The organism is Acidovorax sp. Leaf160 (assembly GCF_001424265.1).
Classification (GTDB): domain Bacteria; phylum Pseudomonadota; class Gammaproteobacteria; order Burkholderiales; family Burkholderiaceae_C; genus Paracidovorax.
This window is the reverse complement of sequence record NZ_LMOV01000012.1, coordinates 363412-382512: the sequence shown is the minus strand read 5'-3', so window position 1 is coordinate 382512 and position 19101 is coordinate 363412. Positions and strand designations below refer to the sequence as shown.

Genomic DNA, 19101 nt, shown 5'->3' with positions numbered 1-19101 from the left:
TCTGACAGGCAGTTCAGGGGTCTTGTCTTGCTGGCGCGGGATCAGCCATGCCGGTCGATGGCCGGGCTCATGTCTTCCATCCAGAGCACGTTGTCCGAATACGACTGCAGATCGGGCGACAGGTTGGAGGTGGAGCCTGAGACCCACACCTCCTTGTGCAGCTCAGACTTCACGTAGGAGATGGCGTCCTCGAAATCCCCGTCACCAGCCGAGAGGATCAGCCGGTCGTACACGTTCTGGGCCGCCAGCTTGATGATCAGAGTGGCAATGCCCACGTCCACGCCCTTTTGCACCGATCGGTCGAACGCGTGGTTGCAGCTCGGGCAGTGGGCGTGCATGCGCTTGAGCTTGTAGAGCTGCACGCGGAACTTCGGCCCGATCGGCGGCGCCGTCTTGATCCACGAGTGGAATGCATTCTGAGCATCGGTGGCCGGATCGCTCGCCGAGTTCAGGTAGTAGCTCTCGTAGAGCGGCCCGCCGTTCAGGCGCGTGATCTCGTTTTTCAGCTTGAGATAGTCGAAGGGCCGGCTCTTGCCGTAGTTGAAGAGGTAGGCGCCATCCACGATCCAGACGGTCTTCATGGGGCGTGCCAACGTCACAGCGGAATGTTCCCGTGCTTGCGCCACGGGTTCTCCAGCTTCTTGTTCTGCAGCATCACCAGGCTGCGGCAGATGCGCTTGCGGGTTTCATGCGGCAGGATCACGTCGTCGATGAAGCCCCGGGCGCTGGCGACGAACGGGTTGGCGAAACGCTTCTTGTATTCGCCCTCGCGGGCGGCCAGCTTTTCCGGGTCTTTCTTCTCTTCGCGGAAGATGATCTCCACCGCGCCCTTGGCGCCCATCACCGCGATCTCGGCGTTGGGCCAGGCCAGGTTGACGTCGCCGCGCAGGTGCTTGGAGCTCATCACGTCGTACGCACCGCCGTAGGCCTTGCGGGTGATGACGGTGATCTTGGGCACGGTGCACTCGGCATACGCATAGAGCAGCTTGGCGCCGTGCTTGATGATGCCGCTGTACTCCTGGCTGGTGCCGGGCATGAAGCCGGGCACGTCCACGAAGGTGATGACCGGGATGTTGAACGCATCGCAGAAGCGCACGAAGCGGGCGGCCTTGATGCTGGACTTGATGTCCAGGCAACCCGCCAGCACCAGCGGCTGGTTGGCGACGATGCCCACGGTCTGGCCTTCCATGCGGGCGAAGCCGATGACGATGTTCTTCGCGTAGTCGGGCTGCAGCTCGAAGAAGTCGCCATCGTCCACCGTCTTCAGGATCAGCTCCTTCATGTCGTAGGGCTTGTTCGGGTTGTCGGGCACCAGCGTGTCCAGGCTCAGGTCCTTGCGGTCGGCCGGGTCGTTGCTGGGCCGCACGGGCGGCTTTTCGCGGTTGTTGAGCGGCAGGTAGTTGTACAGGCGGCGCAGCATCATCAGCGCCTCCACGTCGTTCTCGAACGCCATGTCGGCCACGCCGCTGCGGGTGGTGTGCGTGATGGCGCCGCCCAGTTCCTCGGCCGTGACGTCCTCGTGCGTGACCGTCTTCACCACCTCGGGGCCGGTGACGAACATGTAGCTCGAATCCTTCACCATGAAGATGAAGTCGGTCATGGCGGGCGAGTACACGGCGCCCCCGGCGCAGGGGCCCATGATCATGCTGATCTGCGGCACCACGCCGCTGGCCAGCACGTTCTTCTGGAACACGTCGGCATAGCCGCCGAGCGAGGCCACGCCTTCCTGGATGCGGGCGCCGCCCGAGTCGTTCAGGCCGATGACCGGTGCGCCCACCTTCATGGCCTGGTCCATCACCTTGCAGATCTTCTCGGCGTGCGTTTCGCTCAGCGCGCCGCCGAAGACGGTGAAGTCCTGGCTGAAAATGAAGACGAGGCGGCCGTTGATCATGCCGTAGCCGGCCACCACGCCGTCGCCCGGCGGGCGGTTGGCCTCCATGCCGAAGTCGGTGCAGCGGTGCTCGACGAACATGTCCCACTCTTCGAAGGTGCCGTCGTCCAGCAGCAGCTCGATGCGCTCGCGCGCGGTGAGCTTGCCCTTCTTGTGCTGCGCGTCGATGCGCTTTTGCCCGCCGCCCAGGCGGGCGAGCGCGCGCTTTTGCTCCAGTTGCTCGAGGATGTCCTGCATGTGGGTCGCCCTTTCGGTGATGATGCTATTTATTTGATAGCTGGCAGCGCTGGACGGCCTTGCGCTGCGAGCAGATTTCTTGCTGCGGTCGATGCCGCGACACGCCCCGCCGCCACGTCGGCCTGCAGGGCGGGCAGCAACGCGCGCACTTCGGGGTGCTGGCGGAACGCCTGTTTCAGGCCGGCGTCGATGCGTTCCCACATCCACGCCAGCGACTGCTTTTCGCGCCGCAGCGCCAGGCGGCCGTTGGCAGTCTGCATCTGGCGGTAGAGCGTGACGGCTTCCCAGAACGCCTGCACACCCTGCCCCAGCAGCGCGCTGATCTGCAGCACGCGCGGCTGCCACAGCGCGCCGTGCGTGGCGTGGTCGGGGTTGCCGTGCATGCCCAGCAGGCGCAGGCTGGAGGTGATCTGCGCCTCCGCCCGGGTGGCGGCGTTCTTGTCGATATCGGCCTTGTTGATGACCACCAGGTCGGCGATCTCCATCACGCCCTTCTTGATGGCCTGCAGATCGTCGCCCGCGTTGGGCAGTTGCATCAGCACGAACATGTCGGTCATGCCCGCCACTGCCGTTTCGCTCTGGCCCACGCCCACGGTCTCGACGATCACCACGTCGTAGCCGGCGGCCTCGCAGACCAGCATGGCCTCGCGGGTCTTCTCGGCCACGCCGCCCAGGGTGCCGCTGGACGGGCTGGGGCGGATGTAGGCCTGCGGATGGACGGAGAGCTGCTCCATCCGGGTCTTGTCGCCCAGGATGGAGCCGCCGGAGACGGTGCTGGACGGGTCGATGGTGAGCACCGCCACGCGGTGGCCTTGCTGGATCAGAAAAAGGCCGAGTGTTTCGATGAAGGTGGACTTGCCTACGCCTGGTACGCCGCTGATGCCCAGGCGGAACGCCTTGCCGGTGTGCGGGAGCAGTGCCGTGAGCAGTTCGTCGCCGTGGGCGCGGTGGTCGGCGCGGGTCGATTCGAGCAAAGTGATGGATTTGGCGATGGCGCGGCGCTGGACCATGGGCGCACCCTCCAACAAGGACTGAAGCAAAGGCAGAGGCATCATTTGCGGATCAGAGGATGTCGAAGGCGCGGCCATCGGGCAGGCGATAGCGCGAGAAATCACGCACGTCGGTGGTCAGGATCTGAGCCACTCCGGATTCGCAGGCCAGCCAATAGAGAGAAGCATCGGCCAGATCCATTTCCGTGCGGGGCTGCTCGGTGTATTGCTCCATCCACACGCACATCTCCAGCAGATCCTGGCCGTCAAAAGGGAACACCTGCACCGCACCGTGGGCGATCCACTGCAGCAAGGCCAGCCGGCGGCGGGGGCCCAACAGGTGGCTGGCCTCTGTCACGCAGGCCCAGGTGGTGTGCATCCGCATGGAAACCGGTGCGTCCACCATGAGTCGCCTGAAGTGCGCGTGGAAACGCTCACCCTCGTCGAACAACGCGACCATCGGGCCTGTATCGAGCAAACACAACTTCAATCCGCGCCTCCAGGGACCTGGGATTGGCGCTCGCTCAGGTAAGCGGCGTAGTCATCCTGCTCCTGCGTATGGCGTGCGCGAAGGGTCTGGCGCAAGGCGGCCTTGATGGGAGAAAGCGCTTCATCGGGAAGCTCGTCCTCCACGCGATAGCGCGCAGAGTCGTCCATCACCTTGTGGAACAGCGCTGCTGGGTCCTTGCGACCCAACGCCCGCTCCACTGCGTTGATGATGAATTGCGACTTGGTGATTCCCTGACGGCGGGCGGCAAGCTCCAGCTCCTTTTCCGTCAACGGGTCCATACGAACGGATACGGCCATGGCTGACTCCTGTAATACCGTATTACTGTATCACTCGCTCACCACCTTAGCCCGAATCTGCTCCAGTACATCCTTCGCGCTGGCCGGAATCGGCGTACCCGGCCCATAGATGCCCTTGACGCCCGCCTCGTAAAGGAAGTCGTAGTCCTGCGCAGGAATCACCCCACCCACGAACACGATGATGTCGTCCGCCCCCTGGTCCTTCAGCGACTGGATGATGGCGGGCACCAGCGTCTTGTGCCCGGCGGCCAGGGTGGAGACACCCACGGCATGCACGTCGTTCTCGATCGCCTGGCGGGCGCATTCCTCGGGCGTCTGAAAGAGCGGCCCCATGTCCACGTCGAAACCCAGGTCGGCAAAAGCCGTGGCCACCACCTTCGCGCCCCGGTCGTGGCCGTCCTGGCCCAGCTTGGCGATCATCACCCGGGGGCGGCGGCCCTCCGCTTCGGCAAAGGCGTTGATCTCGGTCTTCAACTTGTCCCACCCTTCGGCGGAATCGTAGGCGGCGGCGTACACACCGGTCACTTTTTGGGTGTCGGCGCGGTGGCGCCCGTAGACCTTTTCGAGCGCGTCGCTCACCTCGCCCACCGTGGCGCGCAGGCGCACGGCCTTGATCGCCAGGTCCAGCAGATTGCCTTCACCGGTTTCTGCTGCAGAAGTGAGCGCATCCAGCGCCTGCTGCACCTGCGCCGCGTCGCGTTTCGCCCTGATATCGTTCAGCCGCGCGATCTGGCTGTCGCGCACCTTCACGTTGTCGATCTGCAGGATGTCGACCGGGTCTTCCTTGGCGAGCTTGTATTTGTTCACGCCCACGATCACGTCCTTGCCCGAGTCGATGCGCGCCTGCTTCTCGGCGGCGGCCGCCTCGATCTTGAGCTTGGCCCAGCCGGAATCGACGGCCGCCGTCATGCCGCCCATGGCCTCGACTTCCTCGATGATCTTCCACGCCGCGTCGGCCATGTCCTGGGTCAGCTTTTCCATCATGTAGCTGCCCGCCCAGGGGTCCACCACGTTGGTGATGTGGGTCTCTTCCTGGATGATGAGCTGCGTGTTGCGGGCGATGCGCGCCGAAAACTCGGTGGGCAGCGCGATGGCCTCGTCCAGCGCGTTGGTGTGCAGGCTCTGCGTGCCGCCGAAGACGGCTGCCATGGCCTCGATGGTGGTGCGCACCACGTTGTTGTACGGGTCCTGCTCGGTCAGGCTCCAGCCGCTGGTCTGGCTGTGGGTGCGCAGCATCAGGCTCTTGGGGTTCTTGGCGCCCGTCTCCTTCATGATGCGGCACCACAGCAGGCGCGCCGCGCGCATCTTGGCGATCTCCAGGTAGAAGTTCATGCCCACGGCCCAGAAGAACGACAGGCGCCCGGCGAAGGCGTCCACGTCCAGGCCCGAGGCGATGGCTGTCTTCACGTATTCCTTGCCGTCCGCCAGCGTGAACGCCAGCTCCAGCGCCTGGTTGGCGCCGGCTTCCTGCATGTGGTAGCCGCTGATGGAGATGGAGTTGAACTTCGGCATGTTCCTGGCCGTGTAGCCAATGATGTCGCCGATGATCCGCATGCTGGGCTTGGGCGGGTAGATGTAGGTGTTGCGGACCATGAACTCCTTGAGGATGTCGTTCTGGATGGTTCCGCTCAGCTGCGCCTGCGACACGCCCTGCTCTTCCGCCGCCACCACGTAGCCTGCCAGCACCGGCAGCACGGCGCCGTTCATGGTCATCGACACGCTCACCTTGTCGAGGGGAATCTGGTCGAAGAGGATCTTCATGTCCTCCACCGAATCGATGGCCACGCCCGCCTTGCCGACGTCGCCGGTCACCCGGGGATGGTCGGAGTCATAGCCCCGGTGGGTGGCCAGGTCGAAAGCGACCGAAACGCCCTGCCCGCCGGCAGCCAGGGCCTTCCGATAGAAGGCATTCGACTCCTCGGCGGTAGAGAAGCCGGCGTACTGGCGGATCGTCCAAGGCCGCACGGCGTACATGGTGGCCTGGGGACCGCGCAGGTAGGGCTCGAACCCGGGCAGAGTGTTGGCGTACGGCAATCCGGCCGTGTCGGCGGCGGTGTAGAGAGGTTTGACGGTGATGCCGTCCGGCGTGACCCAGTCCAGGGCAGAGAGATCGCCACCCGGTGCCGATTTCGCGGCCGCCTGGGTCCACGCGGCCAGGTCTGCAGGTGGGAAGAGAGAATCAGATTTGCTTTGGCTCATGTCTCTGCGAGGGTCTGGTTGCGGTGCCGTGCGGTGTTGACGTCCACGTCAATCTTCGCTGCATTCTACGCCTCCGTAATTATTAATTTATAGTTTTTTTCCAGTACATTCCGCGCATGTCCGCGCTCACCCTGTCGCCTCGCGCCCTCTATGAAGAGGTGGCGGAAGCATTGCGCCAGCGGATCTTCCGCCGCGAGCTGGAGCCCGGCAGCTGGATCGACGAATTGAAGATCGCCGAGGAGTTCGGCATCAGCCGGACGCCCCTGCGCGAAGCCCTCAAGGTGCTGGCGGCGGAAGGCCTGGTCACGATGAAGCTGCGCCGTGGCGCCTATGTGACGGAAGTGTCGGACAAGGATCTGCGTGACGTGTATCACCTGCTCGCCCTCCTGGAGAGCGACGCAGCGGGCGTGGTCGCCAGCCGCGCGACGGACGCACAGCTGCTGGAATTGCAGGCCTTGCATGCGGACCTGTCCGCTGCAGTCGCCGACCGGGACCGGTTTTTTGCCATCAACGAACGCTTTCACATGCGCCTGCTGGAGGTGGCGGACAACCGCTGGCGCAACCAGATGGTGGCCGACCTGCGCAAGGTCATGAAGCTCAACCGCCACAACTCTTTGCTGAAGCACGGGCGCATCGCGGATTCGCTGCAGGAGCACGCACTGATCCTGGAAGCGCTGCGCGCACGCGACCCCCAGGCGGCGGTTCAAGCCACGCGAGCCCATTTCGAGCAGGGGCTGGAAGCCGCTGCGTGACGCGCTCACCACGCTGAAGAGACTCCCGCACCGCTTTTTGAAGAGCCTGCGGCAGGCGGCTGGGCGCTCCTTACCGGTGCAACGCACCACGCCCCCCCTCCAAGCCGCACGGAGCGCGTCAGGTGCGGCAACGAAGCGGTTCGCCTACGCTCGCCCCGCTTGGAAACTCACCTTGCCGGCTTGTCCGATGCGGTCTGATGGTGGTCCATCCACCCGTCCACCCGATCAGAGGAGTTCTCCATGTCCAGCGATCCCCAAGACCACCCCGTTGTGCAACCCGTGCCGGAAGGCTTGCCGCGCCCGCCTTCCGCCGTGCCCGTCGGCACCGACGAGCAGCCCGGCCAAGATCGGCAGCCGTCAGGCAAGGCCATGCCCGCGCCCACGCTGGACACAGCGCAGGAGTGGTCGGACAAGCCCGTGCTCGACGTACTCGGAGAAGACCCCAAGCCATAAGCGCGCGAGCTTGCGTGCGTCAAGTCGAACGGGGGCCGCACCGCCTGGCAGGCCGGCTCGACGAGTGTCACCTCGGGGCTAATAAGGGCAGGCCCCTTGTACCGCTGCACCCTTGCGCTACCAGGTGCTTGCGGGCGCTGAGATAATCCCCACTGCGCGCCCCCAGGCCCACCTTCTCTGTGAGGGTCGGCAAATGCTTCCGCCTGCTCGATTCGCGTGACGCCATGCGTCACTCCGTCTTGCCACGGATTCGATGGGGCGGCCCACCGCACCCTGCGCGCGGCGCGCGGCGACTGACATCGCGAGCGCGCAGCCCAGTCGCAGGACGATTCCAGCCGACCGGGTGCGGCCAGAAACCCACAGGACGAACCGATATGGCGCCCACCATCGCGCAACCGCTTGACCCTCAAGCCCCCCAAGCAACCCGCAACCCCTGGCGCATGTCCGTGGCGCCCATGATGGACTGGACCGACCGGCACTGCCGGTACCTCCATCGCCTGCTCACCCGCCACACCCTGCTCTACACCGAGATGGTCACGACGGGCGCCTTGATCCATGGCGACGTGGAGCGGCATCTGCGCTTCAATGCCGAGGAGCACCCCGTCGCCCTGCAACTGGGAGGCAGCGAGCCTGCCGAGCTGGCCCAGGCTGCGCGGCTGGGCGAGCAATGGGGCTACGACGAGATCAACCTGAACTGCGGATGTCCCAGCGAGCGGGTGCAGCGCGGCGCTTTCGGCGCCTGCCTGATGAATGAGCCGCAACTGGTGGCCGATGGCGTCAAGGCGATGGTCGATGTGGTCGGCGTGCCTGTCACAGTCAAGCACCGCATTGGCATCGACAAAGGCGAGGACTACGGCTTCGTGCGCGACTTCATCGGCACGGTGGCCGAGGCGGGTTGCCGGGTGTTCATCGTCCATGCCCGCAACGCCTGGCTGAAGGGCCTGAGCCCCAAGGAGAACCGCGAGATTCCGCCGCTGCGCTATGGCGTGGTAGCGCAGTTGAAGGCCGATTTCCCGCACCTGACCATCGCCATCAACGGCGGTTTCACCACCGACGATGCGGTGCTGGAGCAACTGGCGGTGCTCGACGGCGTGATGGTGGGCCGCGAGGCCTATCACAACCCCTGGTGGCTGGCGGGCTGGGACGCAGCGTTTCATGGCGACACGACGGCGCCGGACCTCCGCCGCGACGACGTGGAAGCGCGCATGGTGGACTACATGGAACGGGAGGCGGCGCAACACGGCACCCACTGGTACGCCATCGCCAGGCACATGCTGGGACTGCGCCACGGCCTGCCCGGCGCACGCCGCTGGCGCCAGCTGTGGAGCGATCACCGCTTGAAGGCCCTGCCCGCGCGCGAGGTGGCTGCCCTGGCCGCCGCGGCGCTGGGGCCGATGCCGCGCCAAGGGGCGGTGAGGGTGGAAGACCCAGCAGCGCTCACGCCTGCAGCCTGAGCATCCACTCCGAGAGGGGTTCGGGGCGGCCGAAAAGGTAGCCCTGCAGTCCGCCACACCCGTGGGCGCGCAGAAAGTCCGCCTGCGCCGCAGTCTCCACCCCTTCCGCCACCACCCGCAGATGCAGATGGCGCGCCATGGACAGGATGGCCTGCACGATGGCGGCATCGCTTGGGTCAGTGGGCGCATCCTGCACGAAGCTTTTGTCGATCTTCAGCTCGTAGAGCGGCAGCTTTTTGAGATACGCCAGGCTGGAATATCCCGTGCCGAAGTCATCGATGGAAAAGCGCACGCCCAGCTGGCCCAACTCGGTCATGCGCTGAACGGCGTCTTCCCAGTTCTCCACCAGGAGGCTTTCGGTCACCTCCAGGATCAACTGCGACGCGGGGGCACCGCTGGCCTGCAGGGCCTGGTGCACGCTGGCGACGAAATCGTCCTGCCGGAACTGCCGCTGGCTGACATTGACCGATATCGACAGCGCGTGGCCCCGGGCGTTCAGCGCCGCCAGGGACGCGCAAGCTTGGCGAATCACACGCTCACCCATCCGCAGGATCAGGCCCGATTCCTCCGCCACGGGAATGAAGCGGGCCGGTGACACCATGCCGTGCTGGGGATGCCTCCACCGCAGCAGCAGTTCACCGCCCATCAACCGCCCTGCGCCATCGACCTGCGGCTGGACGAAGACCTCCAACGCATCGTCAGCCACCGCCTGCTTCAGGTCCTGCTCCAGCGCCAGCCGCTCCTGGGCCTCGGCATGCATGGCAGGCTCGAAGAAACACACGCGGTTGTGGCCCAGCCGCTTGGCCTGGTACATCGCCGTGTCGGCTTCGCGCAGCAGGTCTTCAGCGCCTTCGCCGCTGCGCGGAAACAGGGTGACGCCGATGCTGCCGGTGCTACCGTAGAGCGTTTCGCCGAGTGTGTACGGCTGGTCCAGCCGGTCGCGCAGCCGCACGGAGAGGGTCTGCGCCGCCTCGCGGGCCTGCGCCTCGTTGGCTCCGAGCCGTGGCGCCATCACCACGAATTCGTCGCCGCCCAGGCGCGCCACCAGTTCACCGGCACCGGCCAGCGCGGTCAGGCGCGCGCCCACCTGCACCAGCAAGCTGTCGCCGACGGTGTGGCCACGGGCATCGTTGATCTGCTTGAAATTGTCGAGATCGATGTAGAACAGTCCACCGATGGCGGCAGCCATGGCACCCAGCGCGGCACCCGGCGCGGTATCTTGCGCCGGGCTGCCAGCCGCTGGCACACCGGCCGCGATGGCTTGCCGCAGTGCCTCCAGCAGCATGCGGCGGTTGGGCAGGCCGGTCAGCGCGTCGTAGTACGCGAGCCGGTGCATGGCGGCCTCGGTTTCATGCCGGCGCGTGACGTCGCGAGACAGCGCAATGAAACGGGGTTCACCAGCGAAGGGCGCGTCCACGGCGCGGCGCGGGCCCGGCGCGGGTGCGCCCTGGGTCTTGCGTGCCACCGACAGCTCGAACCAACGGGTGCCGCCTGCCGATTCCAGCGCGTACTGCTGCCCCGAAGAGTAGCCGCGCGCATGTGCCTCCTGCAGCGCCGCAAGGCATGCGGCGGCCGCCGCCGCCGGCAGCACGTCGCCCACCGCCTTGCCGATGAATTGCTGCGCCGGCAGGGCGGGCAGGTCTTCCCGCGAAGAGCGGTAGTGGTGGATGCGCCCGTCCAGCCCGAATTCGATCAGCACGTCGGGCACCGCATTGAGCGTGCTCTCCAGCGCGTCCCGGGTGGCGCGCAACTCGCCCGTCATGCTGCGGGCCAGTGTCAGCGCCTGCTCGTGCGAACTGGACTGCCGGCTGACGAACCACCCGGCCAGCAGGCTGAGCAGCACGCCGAGCATGGCGATGTTGTGGTGGTTTCCGCGGTCGAAGCGCCGGTCGAAAGCCGGAAGCGAATTCAGCTCGACCGTCCAGCGCCGGCCGCCCACGTTCATCGAGCGGATGGCGGTGGAGAGCGGGGCACGTGACGGCAACCCGCTGTCGGATGCGGCCTCGCTCCGATATACCAGGGAGCCGCCTACCAGGGAGGGGCCATCCAGGATGGCGATCGCCACGTCAGGGTCCAACTGGTCCTTCAGTCCGCCCACGATGTCGGCCGCGCGGAAAGGCGCCGCCACCCAGCCGTGGATCTGCGCGCGCCGGTCCGCCACGCTGCTCGGGTCTGCATCGCTGCCGGGTTGATACAGCGGCAGGTACATCGCAAGACTCGCACCCCCATCGGCGGGGTCGGGGATCGGGCCCGTCAGCGCCAGCTGCCCGGTGTCCCGAGCGCGCAGCATGGCTTCACGCGTGGCCGGCCGGGTCGCGGCTTCCAGTGCCAACAGTTCCAGATTGCCGGCAGTGAGCGGCTGGTGGTGGGTCACCGGTGCATGCGTATCGATGGTCAGCGCGATGTCCTCGCCAGGCGGGGGCGACAGGGGCGCTTTGCTCCCGATGTTCGTTGCCCAGGACGATGCGGACGCAGCCAGAGTGTCTGCGGCCTCCGCAGGGTTCACCCTCTCCAGCAGTGCCAACCCCTGCAGGCCCGGCCGCGTGTAGCGCAACTGCAGTGCATCAACGTAGGCGCGGAATTCAGCATGGCTGATGCGGTCGGACGCGTCGAAAAAGCCTTTCACGCCGCGCAGCACCATTTCGTAGGCGTCCATGCGGTCGGACAAGGTCGTCAGGGTGCGGTCGACCGCCCGCTCGAACGACTGCGTGCGGCGGATGTCCAGAGCACGCTGCTCCTGCCGCCAGTAGACGTAGTTGAAGCCGAGCAGTACCACGACCAGCACCGGGGCGATGAACAGGCGTGCGTGCCAGCGCCCTGCCTGAAGGGAGCGGCCATGCCAACTTGGGACTAAATTCATGGAGGCCCTAGCCTCGCACGGCTTGTAACACGGGGTTTGAAGTCCGCCTCCTACAGCGGCGCGGGCTGGCGCCTACCGCCTTGCCGCAAAGGGGGTCTACGCTTGATCTAATATTCCCCGGGTGCCGGCCGTCAGGCTGGCCAGCTCTGTCGTCCCTCAGCGTTCCCATGTCATTGCCCCACCTGACCCGCGAAGAAGCCGCTTTTCACCAGTACTACGCCCGCGAGCGACCGGTTCTGGAGCACGCCTGCGCGTTCTATGTGGCGCTGCTGCAGTCGATCCTGTCGAAGGACCAGAGCATCGACATCTCGAAAGTCGAGGGCCGGGTGAAGGACCGGGATGAATGCATCCGCAAGTTCTCGCGCAAGTACCGCGCGGCGCTGGAGGAAAGCAACGAGCCTTTCGAGATCCAGCATTACCTGACCGACATCGTCGGCGTGCGGGTGGTGTGCCTGTACGAGGACGAACTGGAGAAGGTGGCACAAATCGTGAGGTCGCACTTCGACGTGATCGACGTGACCGACAAGGTCACGGCCGTGGAGAGCACCGAGGCCTCGTTTGGCTACAAGGGCCTGCATCTCGATCTGCGCCTGAACGCTGCACAGGCCGCGCTGCCTGAACTCGCCGCCTATGCCCACCAGACCTTTGAGTTGCAGGTGCGCACCATCATCCAGGACTCCTGGAGCGTGCTGGATCACCAGATCAAGTACAAGAAATCGATTCCGGGCGACCTGAAACGGCGCATCAACGTGTTGTCGGCACTGTTCGAGCTGGCTGACCGCGAGTTCCGCCAGATCCGCGACGCCACTGAGGCAGAACTGCGCCGCACGCCGGACGAGCCGGAAGAAGCCGACGGCCCGTCGGAGGCAGGCTCGCCGCGCGCAGGCAAGGCGACGTCGGCTGGCAGCGAACTGAACGCGTTCACCTTCCTCAAGATCGCCAACCACTTCTTCAAGGGGACGGAATTCGAGCCGCAGAAGGTCGATCTGTTCGTGGAGGACATGCGGGCCTGGTCGCCAGAGCTGAATCGATCGCGCCTCAACACCCTGCTGCGGGCCACCATCGGCACGGTCAAGCGCTACAAACAGCACTATGAAGACCTGCACCCCGAAGGCAGCTTCAATCCGTACACGGTGATCCGGCACTGCCTCTATCTCGGCGACCGGGTGACGTTCAGGCGGGCACTGCGCAACAGTTCGCGCGAAGCGTTCGAGGCGTGGCTGCAGGCGAATCCGTCGTCCATCTCGCTCGCACCGCAGCCTTCCCCAGCCACAGAGGACCGCACGCCGCCCGCGTGAAACCTTTGTTGAAGTTCCCGTGGTGACCGCTGGCCTTGAGCCGGCCGGATATGTCGCCCGGGCGACTCTGCATCGGTAGTTTCACGTCACACATGGTCGCGGGTCTGCTGCTATATTGCACTGCAACAAAAGTGAACGGGCAACCCCATGCTGTACAACCTTTACGAAACCCAGCGCTCCCTGATGGAGCCGTTCGCCGAGATGGCGCAGACGGCGGCCAAGTTCCTGAACAACCCCCTGTCCCCTTTCAGCCAGACCGTCTACGCACAGCGTCTGTCCGCCGGCTACGACCTGCTCTACCGCCTGGGCAAGGATTACGAGAAGCCGGAATTCAACATCCGCTCGGTGGACGTGGACGGCACGCCGGTCGCCATCGACGAGCGCGTGGTGCTGGACAAGCCCTTCTGCGAGCTGCGCCGCTTCAAGCGTTTCTCCGACGACGTGGAAACCCTCACCAAGACCAAGGACCAGCCGGTGGTGCTGGTGGTCGCGCCGCTCTCCGGTCACTACGCGACGCTGCTGCGCGACACCGTGCGTACGCTGCTGCAGGGGCACAAGGTCTATGTCACCGACTGGAAGAACGCCCGGCTGGTGCCGCTGGCGGACGGGGCCTTTCACCTCGACGACTACATCAACTATGTGCAGGATTTCATCCGCCACCTGAACGGGCTGCACGGCAATTGCCATGTGATGAGCGTGTGCCAGCCCACGGTGCCCGTGCTGGCAGCGGTGTCGCTGATGGCCAGCCGGGGCGAGCAGACGCCGCTGTCCATGGTGATGATGGGCGGCCCCATCGACGCGCGCAAGTCGCCCACGGCCGTGAACAACCTGGCCACGCAGCGCAGCTTCGAGTGGTTTGAGAACAATGTGATCTACCGCGTGCCCGACAACTTCCCGGGCGCGGGCCGGCGGGTCTACCCCGGCTTCCTGCAGCACACGGGTTTCGTCGCCATGAACCCCGACCGCCATGCGAAGAGCCACTGGGACTACTTCAAGGACCTGGTCAAGGGCGACGACGCCAGCGCCGAGGTGCACCGCAAGTTCTACGACGAGTACAACGCCGTGCTCGACATGGACGCGGACTACTACCTGGAAACCATCAAGACGGTCTTCCAGGACTACAGCCTGGTCCACGGCACCTGGGACGTGCGTTCGCCCGATGGCGATGTCGAGCGGGTGAAGCCGCAGGACATCACCGGCACCGCCCTGATGACCGTCGAGGGCGAGCTCGACGACATCTCCGGCTCCGGCCAGACCCAGGCGGCACACGATCTCTGCACCGGCATCGCCGAGGGCGACCGGCTGCACTACGAAGTCAAGGGTGCCGGCCACTACGGCATCTTCAGCGGCCGGCGCTGGCGCGATCTGGTCTACCCCCAGGTGCGCAGCTTCTTCCTGGCGCACCAGCCGGCCCCGGCCGCGAAGCCTGCGGCCGCGCGCACCGGCGCCGCCGCCGTGGTGGCAGACGTCTCCGAAGATGCGGCGCAGCCCGCCGCCACGGCCGCACCGGCGACCCGCCAGCGCCGCAGCGCCCGCAAGGCCTGATGGACCCCACGGCCACGGCCACGGCCACGGCCACGGGCGCCGACGCCCACGCCGCCGTGCAGCGCCTGGCGGCCCGGATCGACGCTGCCCTGCCCCAGACCCAGTGCACCCGCTGCGGCGAGCCCGACTGCGCGACCTACGCGCTCGCGGTCGCCTCAGGCCGCGCGGGCATCAACCAGTGCCCCCCAGGGGGTGCCGAAGGCGTGGCACGCCTGGCAGCGCTGACCGGGCAGCCGGTGCTGGCGCTCAGCCCGGAGCATGGACAGGAAGGGCCCCGCAGCGTGGCCGTGATCGACGAGGCCTGGTGCATCGGCTGCACTCTCTGCCTGGACGCCTGTCCGACCGACGCCATCATCGGCGCCAACAAACGCATGCATACCGTCATCGCTGCCCATTGCACGGGCTGCGAGCTGTGCATCCCGGTCTGTCCGGTGGACTGCATCGAACTGGTCAACGACAGTGGCAGCCGCACCGGCTGGGCGGCCTGGTCGCCCTCCCAGGCAGAGCACGCCCGTCGGCGCTACGCGGCACACCAGTGGCGGCGTGGAGCTGGCGAACACCGCCGGCCAGCGGAGCCCCAGCCTGCCGCAGGAGCTGGCGCCGATTCGGTGGTCAATGCCACCGCCACCGCAGCTGCCCAGCCTGTCCAGGGCACGCAGGGCACGCAGGGCACGCAGGGGACGGACGGCCCGGAGGGCGCCCCTACCCCCCAGCAAGCGCGCCAGGCCGTCATAGCCGCAGCGCTCGCCCGCGCCCGGGAAAAGCGCGCCCCTTCCAGGCCCGCCTGATCCTGTCCGCACGGCCCCGGCCGGGGCGGCGGGGCCAGGCTGTGCCTCCCGTGCGCCGATCGGGCGACCCCGGGCGGGTTGCCTCGCGCCGCGCTGCCTAGCGCGCCGCCAGAGACTTGTAGACCCCGCAGCCGAGGTACAGGTCGTCGACCCGCTGCACGAACGACATCTTGGTCTGAACCTGCCCCGTCGCGGGGTTGGTGATGTCGTACTCCACCCAGCCAGGTCCGCGCTCGGCCTGGTCCACGATATCCCGCACCAGCCGGTCGCCCGCGATGCCGGGAATGTCCTGCACCCGGGTTCCCACCTTGGCCGGGTTGCCGCCGAATGCGAGGTAGGTCCCCTGTGCGTCGAGGGCGAACACGTACATGTCGCGGTCGTGAAACGGCTGGGCAGGGTCGGTGATGGCGCGCAGCAGGCCGTCGCGCGACGTGCCGCGCCGCAGCGCGCAGGCCCGGGCCACCAGCGCCATCGCTTCCTGCGCCGTCCCCTGCTGCAGCTGAAAGCGCAGCACCGCCTGGGACAGCGTGGCGGCCCGCGCCTCCAGCGCTTCCGCCTGGCTCACCGACAGGCCGACCATCCGGGCGTTGCTCTGGGTGATCTGGTCCAACTGCTGCACCGCCGCGCTGATCTCCTTCAGGCCCACGCTCTGCTCGGCGCCGGAATGGGAGATTTCCGTCACGCTGGACGCCACGTCGCGGATTCCGCTGGTCACCCCGGCGATGCTCTCGCCGGCATGGCGGATCAGCCCGGCGCTGGCTTCCACCTGCCGCACCGACTCGCCGATCAGTGCGCGGATCTCGCGTGCCGCCTCGGCTGACCGCCCGGCCAGGCTGCGCACTTCCGACGCCACCACCGCGAAACCCCGGCCCTGCTCCCCGGCCCGCGCGGCCTCGACGGCCGCGTTGAGCGCGAGGATGTTCGTCTGGAAAGCGATGCCATCGATCACGCCGATGATTTCGTTCATGCGCCGTGCGCCCTGCTGGATGGCTTCCACCGACTCGACCGCCTGCTTCATGGCCGTCGCGCCGCCGTCCGCCGCCTGCCGCACCTGACTCGCCCGGCCATCGGCGCCGACCGCCGTCTGCGCGTTGCTGTTGACCGCCGCGGCCAGTTGCTCGACGCTCGCAGCGGTCTCCTCCAGGTTCGCCGCCTGCTGCTCGGTGCGCTCGGCCAACGCCCGGTTGTCCGCAGCCAGGCTCTCTCCGGCATGGGCGACCAAGGCGGCGTTGCTGCGGATGTCCGCCACCATCGACGACAGGGCCAGCACCATGCGGTCGAGCTGCACGCTCAGCTGCGCCAGCTCGTCCCGGCCTGCCAGGCCCGCCGCGACGCGCAGATCGCCTGCCGCCGCCTGTTCCGTCACCCGCAGCAGCCGGGCCACATCCGCCGCCAGGTGCGCCTGGAGGCACCACGCCGCATAGCCCACCGCCAGGCCCCCCAGCGCAGCCACCACGGCCGTGACCCCCAGGCCCTGAGGCTGGCACGCCACGACCGCCGCCAGGGCTACCACCGCGGTCAGCACGACCATGCCGATTTTTCCCCCGAGCCCCCACCGCCGCAGCAGGCTCACCCCCGGACGCAGCACCATGAATTCGGACATGCGATCGCCCCTCCTTGCCCTCGCCGCCGGGTGGCGGCCGATATGCATCCTTGTGTAACAGCAAGTGCGGCGACCAGCCAGAGGGTAAGCACTGTCCCGGCGGGCGCCACCTCGCCGTTGCCGGCCCGCTGCGCGGAAACGGGGCATCGCTTCGATCCACCATAATCGCGCCCCATGAATCCCCTGCTCTCCCGCCTGCAGCCGTACCCGTTCGAGCGCTTGCGCCAATTGTTCGCGGGCGTCGCCCTGCCCGCCGACTACAGCCCGATCAGCCTCGGCATGGGGGAGCCGCGCCACCCCACCCCACCCTTCATCAAGGAAGCGTTGGTCTCCAGCCTGGGCGGTCTGGCCAGCTATCCGGCCACGGCGGGCGAGCCGCGGCTTCGGGAAGCCTGTGCGGCCTGGCTGCATCGCCGATACGGCGTGACCGTGGAGCCCACGGCGCACGTGCTGCCGGTCAATGGGTCGCGCGAGGCGCTGTTCGCTTTCGCCCAGACCGTGCTGGACCCCACGGGCGGCGACGCCGTCGCCGTGTGCCCGAACCCCTTCTACCAAATCTACGAAGGTGCCACCCTGCTGGCAGGCGCCACGCCGTATTACGCACCCAGCGACCCGGCGCGCAACTTCGCCGTGGACTGGGACAGCGTGCCCGAAGCCGTCTGGCAGAAGACCCAGCTGCTGTTCGTCTGCTCGCCCGGCAACCCGACGGGCGCCGTCATGCCGCTGGCCGAGTGGAAGAAGCTGTTCGCGCTCAGCGATCGCTACGGCTTCGTCATCGCGTCCGACGAGTGCTACAGCGAGATCTACTTCCAGGGCGAACCACCGCTGGGCGGGCTGGAAGCCGCTGCCCGGCTGGGCCGCACCGATTTCCGCAACCTGGTGTCGTTCACCAGCCTGTCCAAGCGCAGCAACGTGCCGGGCTTGCGCAGCGGCTTCGTCGCCGGCGACGCAGCGCTGATCAAGGCCTTCCTGCTCTATCGCACCTACCACGGCGGGGCGATGGGCCCGGCCGTGCAGGGCGCCAGCATCGCCGCCTGGAACGACGAGCAGCACGTGACCGAGAACCGCGCGCTCTACCGCAAGAAGTTCGCCCAGGTCACGCCGCTGCTGGCGGGCGTGATGGACGTCAAGCTGCCCGACGCGGGGTTCTACCTCTGGGCCCGGGTGCCCGATGCCCTGGGAATGACCGACGCCGAGTTCGCCCGCGCCCTGCTGGCTCAATACAATGTCACCGTGCTGCCGGGCAGCTACCTGGCCCGCGAGGCCGGTGGCGTCAACCCTGGCGCCCAGCGCGTGCGCATGGCCCTGGTGGCCGACACGGAAGAATGCGTGGAAGCCGCGCTGCGCATCGTGCAATTCATCCAATCCCGTACCTGATCCGACCGAGCCATGACCCAACAACTGCAGACCCTCATCGACAACGCCTGGGACAACCGCACCAGCCTTTCGCCCGCCTCGGCGCCCAAGGAAGTCGTCGATGCCGTGGAGCACGTGATCGCCGAGCTGAACAACGGCAAGCTGCGCGTGGCCACCCGTGAAGGCGTGGGCCAGTGGACCGTGCACCAATGGATCAAGAAGGCGGTGCTGCTGTCCTTCCGCCTGAAGGACAACGAGCTGATGAAGTCCGGCGACCTGGGCTTCTTCGACAAGGTGCCCACCAAGTTCGCCCACCTCTCGGCCGACGAGATGGCCGCCACCGGCGTGCGCGTGGTGCCTCCGGCCGTCGCCCGCCGCGGCAGCTACATCGCGCGCGGCGCGATCCTGATGCCCAGCTACGTGAACATCGGCGCCTATGTGGACGAAGGCACCATGGTGGACACCTGGGCCACCGTGGGTTCCTGCGCGCAGGTCGGCAAGAACGTGCACCTGTCGGGCGGCGTGGGCCTGGGCGGCGTGCTGGAGCCGCTGCAGGCGAACCCCACCATCATCGAGGACAACTGCTTCATCGGCGCGCGCTCCGAAGTGGTGGAAGGCGTGATCGTCGAAGAGAACTCGGTGCTGGGCATGGGTGTGTACATCGGCCAGAGCACGCCGATCTTCAACCGCGACACCGGCGAGATCAGCTTCGGCCGCGTGCCTTCGGGCAGCGTGGTGATCAGCGGCAGCCTGCCCAAGAAGACCAAGTCGGGCCAGGACTACGCCACCTACGCAGCCGTGATCGTGAAGACGGTGGACGCGCAGACGCGCTCCAAGACCAGCCTGAACGACCTGCTGCGCGACTGAGA

General features: G+C 66.9%; 16 protein-coding genes. 8 read left to right on the top strand and 8 right to left on the bottom strand.

Annotated features, from left to right (window positions below; all coding sequences use genetic code 11):
* Nucleotides 1-41 precede the first annotated feature (41 nt).
* From ASF94_RS08305 to scpA, 6 genes are read right to left on the bottom strand one after another with little or no spacing between them, the layout of a single operon-like run.
* A complete protein-coding gene (locus ASF94_RS08305; RefSeq protein WP_056664210.1) occupies nucleotides 42-581 on the bottom strand; it encodes an NYN domain-containing protein in 540 nt (179 codons plus the stop codon).
* A 14-nt stretch (nucleotides 582-595) separates the two neighbouring features.
* A complete protein-coding gene (locus tag ASF94_RS08300) occupies nucleotides 596-2128 on the bottom strand; it encodes an acyl-CoA carboxylase subunit beta (protein WP_056664205.1) in 1533 nt (510 codons plus the stop codon).
* Nucleotides 2129-2157: 29 nt separating this feature from the next.
* The gene (gene meaB, locus ASF94_RS08295; protein WP_156382482.1) at nucleotides 2158-3180 is read right to left on the bottom strand and encodes a methylmalonyl Co-A mutase-associated GTPase MeaB; all 1023 of its coding nucleotides are present in this window, start codon (nucleotides 3178-3180) and stop codon (nucleotides 2158-2160) included.
* A 10-nt stretch (nucleotides 3181-3190) separates the two neighbouring features.
* Entirely contained in the window at nucleotides 3191-3595 is a 405-nt protein-coding gene (locus ASF94_RS08290) for a type II toxin-antitoxin system VapC family toxin (protein ID WP_255355238.1), read from the bottom strand.
* An 8-nt stretch (nucleotides 3596-3603) separates the two neighbouring features.
* Nucleotides 3604-3924: a hypothetical protein gene (locus tag ASF94_RS08285; protein WP_156382451.1), complete on the bottom strand. Its 321-nt coding sequence runs from the start codon at nucleotides 3922-3924 to the stop codon at nucleotides 3604-3606.
* A 30-nt stretch (nucleotides 3925-3954) separates the two neighbouring features.
* Nucleotides 3955-6123: a methylmalonyl-CoA mutase gene (gene scpA, locus ASF94_RS08280; protein WP_056664193.1), complete on the bottom strand. Its 2169-nt coding sequence runs from the start codon at nucleotides 6121-6123 to the stop codon at nucleotides 3955-3957.
* A gap of 116 nt (nucleotides 6124-6239) precedes the next feature.
* Between scpA and ASF94_RS08275 the strand changes: the two genes are divergently transcribed.
* The 3 genes from ASF94_RS08275 (at nucleotide 6240) to dusA (ending at nucleotide 8782) form a co-directional block, all read left to right on the top strand.
* Nucleotides 6240-6875 carry a GntR family transcriptional regulator gene (locus ASF94_RS08275; protein ID WP_056664189.1) on the top strand — a complete coding sequence of 212 codons (636 nt, stop codon included), beginning with the start codon at nucleotides 6240-6242 and terminating at the stop codon, nucleotides 6873-6875.
* Between the two features lie 240 nt (nucleotides 6876-7115).
* The gene (locus tag ASF94_RS08270; protein ID WP_056664186.1) at nucleotides 7116-7328 is read left to right on the top strand and encodes a hypothetical protein; all 213 of its coding nucleotides are present in this window, start codon (nucleotides 7116-7118) and stop codon (nucleotides 7326-7328) included.
* 440 nt (nucleotides 7329-7768) lie between these two features.
* The gene (dusA, locus tag ASF94_RS08265) at nucleotides 7769-8782 is read left to right on the top strand and encodes a tRNA dihydrouridine(20/20a) synthase DusA (protein ID WP_056664182.1); all 1014 of its coding nucleotides are present in this window, start codon (nucleotides 7769-7771) and stop codon (nucleotides 8780-8782) included.
* Here dusA and ASF94_RS08260 read toward each other — a convergent pair.
* Nucleotides 8766-11642 (bottom strand): EAL domain-containing protein, encoded by a 2877-nt coding sequence (locus ASF94_RS08260; protein WP_056664180.1) that lies wholly within the window; start codon nucleotides 11640-11642, stop codon nucleotides 8766-8768. The genes dusA and ASF94_RS08260 overlap by 17 nt on opposite strands.
* Before the next feature lie 167 nt (nucleotides 11643-11809).
* Between ASF94_RS08260 and ASF94_RS08255 the strand changes: the two genes are divergently transcribed.
* The 3 genes from ASF94_RS08255 to ASF94_RS08245 all read left to right on the top strand — a co-directional run bounded on the left by ASF94_RS08255 (nucleotide 11810) and on the right by ASF94_RS08245 (nucleotide 15273).
* Nucleotides 11810-12940, top strand: coding sequence for a GTP pyrophosphokinase family protein (locus ASF94_RS08255; protein WP_056664178.1), 1131 nt, complete (start codon nucleotides 11810-11812; stop codon nucleotides 12938-12940).
* Nucleotides 12941-13087: 147 nt separating this feature from the next.
* On the top strand, nucleotides 13088-14485 hold the full coding sequence (locus ASF94_RS08250) for a polyhydroxyalkanoate depolymerase (protein WP_056664175.1): 1398 nt from the start codon (nucleotides 13088-13090) through the stop codon (nucleotides 14483-14485).
* Nucleotides 14485-15273 carry an RnfABCDGE type electron transport complex subunit B gene (locus tag ASF94_RS08245; RefSeq protein ID WP_056664172.1) on the top strand — a complete coding sequence of 263 codons (789 nt, stop codon included), beginning with the start codon at nucleotides 14485-14487 and terminating at the stop codon, nucleotides 15271-15273. Before ASF94_RS08250 ends, ASF94_RS08245 begins: the two co-directional genes overlap by 1 nt.
* A 97-nt stretch (nucleotides 15274-15370) precedes the next feature.
* Here ASF94_RS08245 and ASF94_RS08240 read toward each other — a convergent pair whose 3' ends face one another.
* Entirely contained in the window at nucleotides 15371-16876 is a 1506-nt protein-coding gene (locus tag ASF94_RS08240; RefSeq protein ID WP_056664170.1) for a methyl-accepting chemotaxis protein, read from the bottom strand.
* A gap of 174 nt (nucleotides 16877-17050) precedes the next feature.
* Here ASF94_RS08240 and dapC point away from each other — a divergent pair, with 174 nt between their 5' ends.
* Both dapC and dapD read left to right on the top strand, forming a co-directional pair.
* On the top strand, nucleotides 17051-18253 hold the full coding sequence (gene dapC / locus ASF94_RS08235; RefSeq protein WP_056664167.1) for a succinyldiaminopimelate transaminase: 1203 nt from the start codon (nucleotides 17051-17053) through the stop codon (nucleotides 18251-18253).
* A 12-nt stretch (nucleotides 18254-18265) separates the two neighbouring features.
* A complete protein-coding gene (gene dapD / locus ASF94_RS08230; protein ID WP_056664164.1) occupies nucleotides 18266-19099 on the top strand; it encodes a 2,3,4,5-tetrahydropyridine-2,6-dicarboxylate N-succinyltransferase in 834 nt (277 codons plus the stop codon).
* Nucleotides 19100-19101 lie beyond the last annotated feature (2 nt).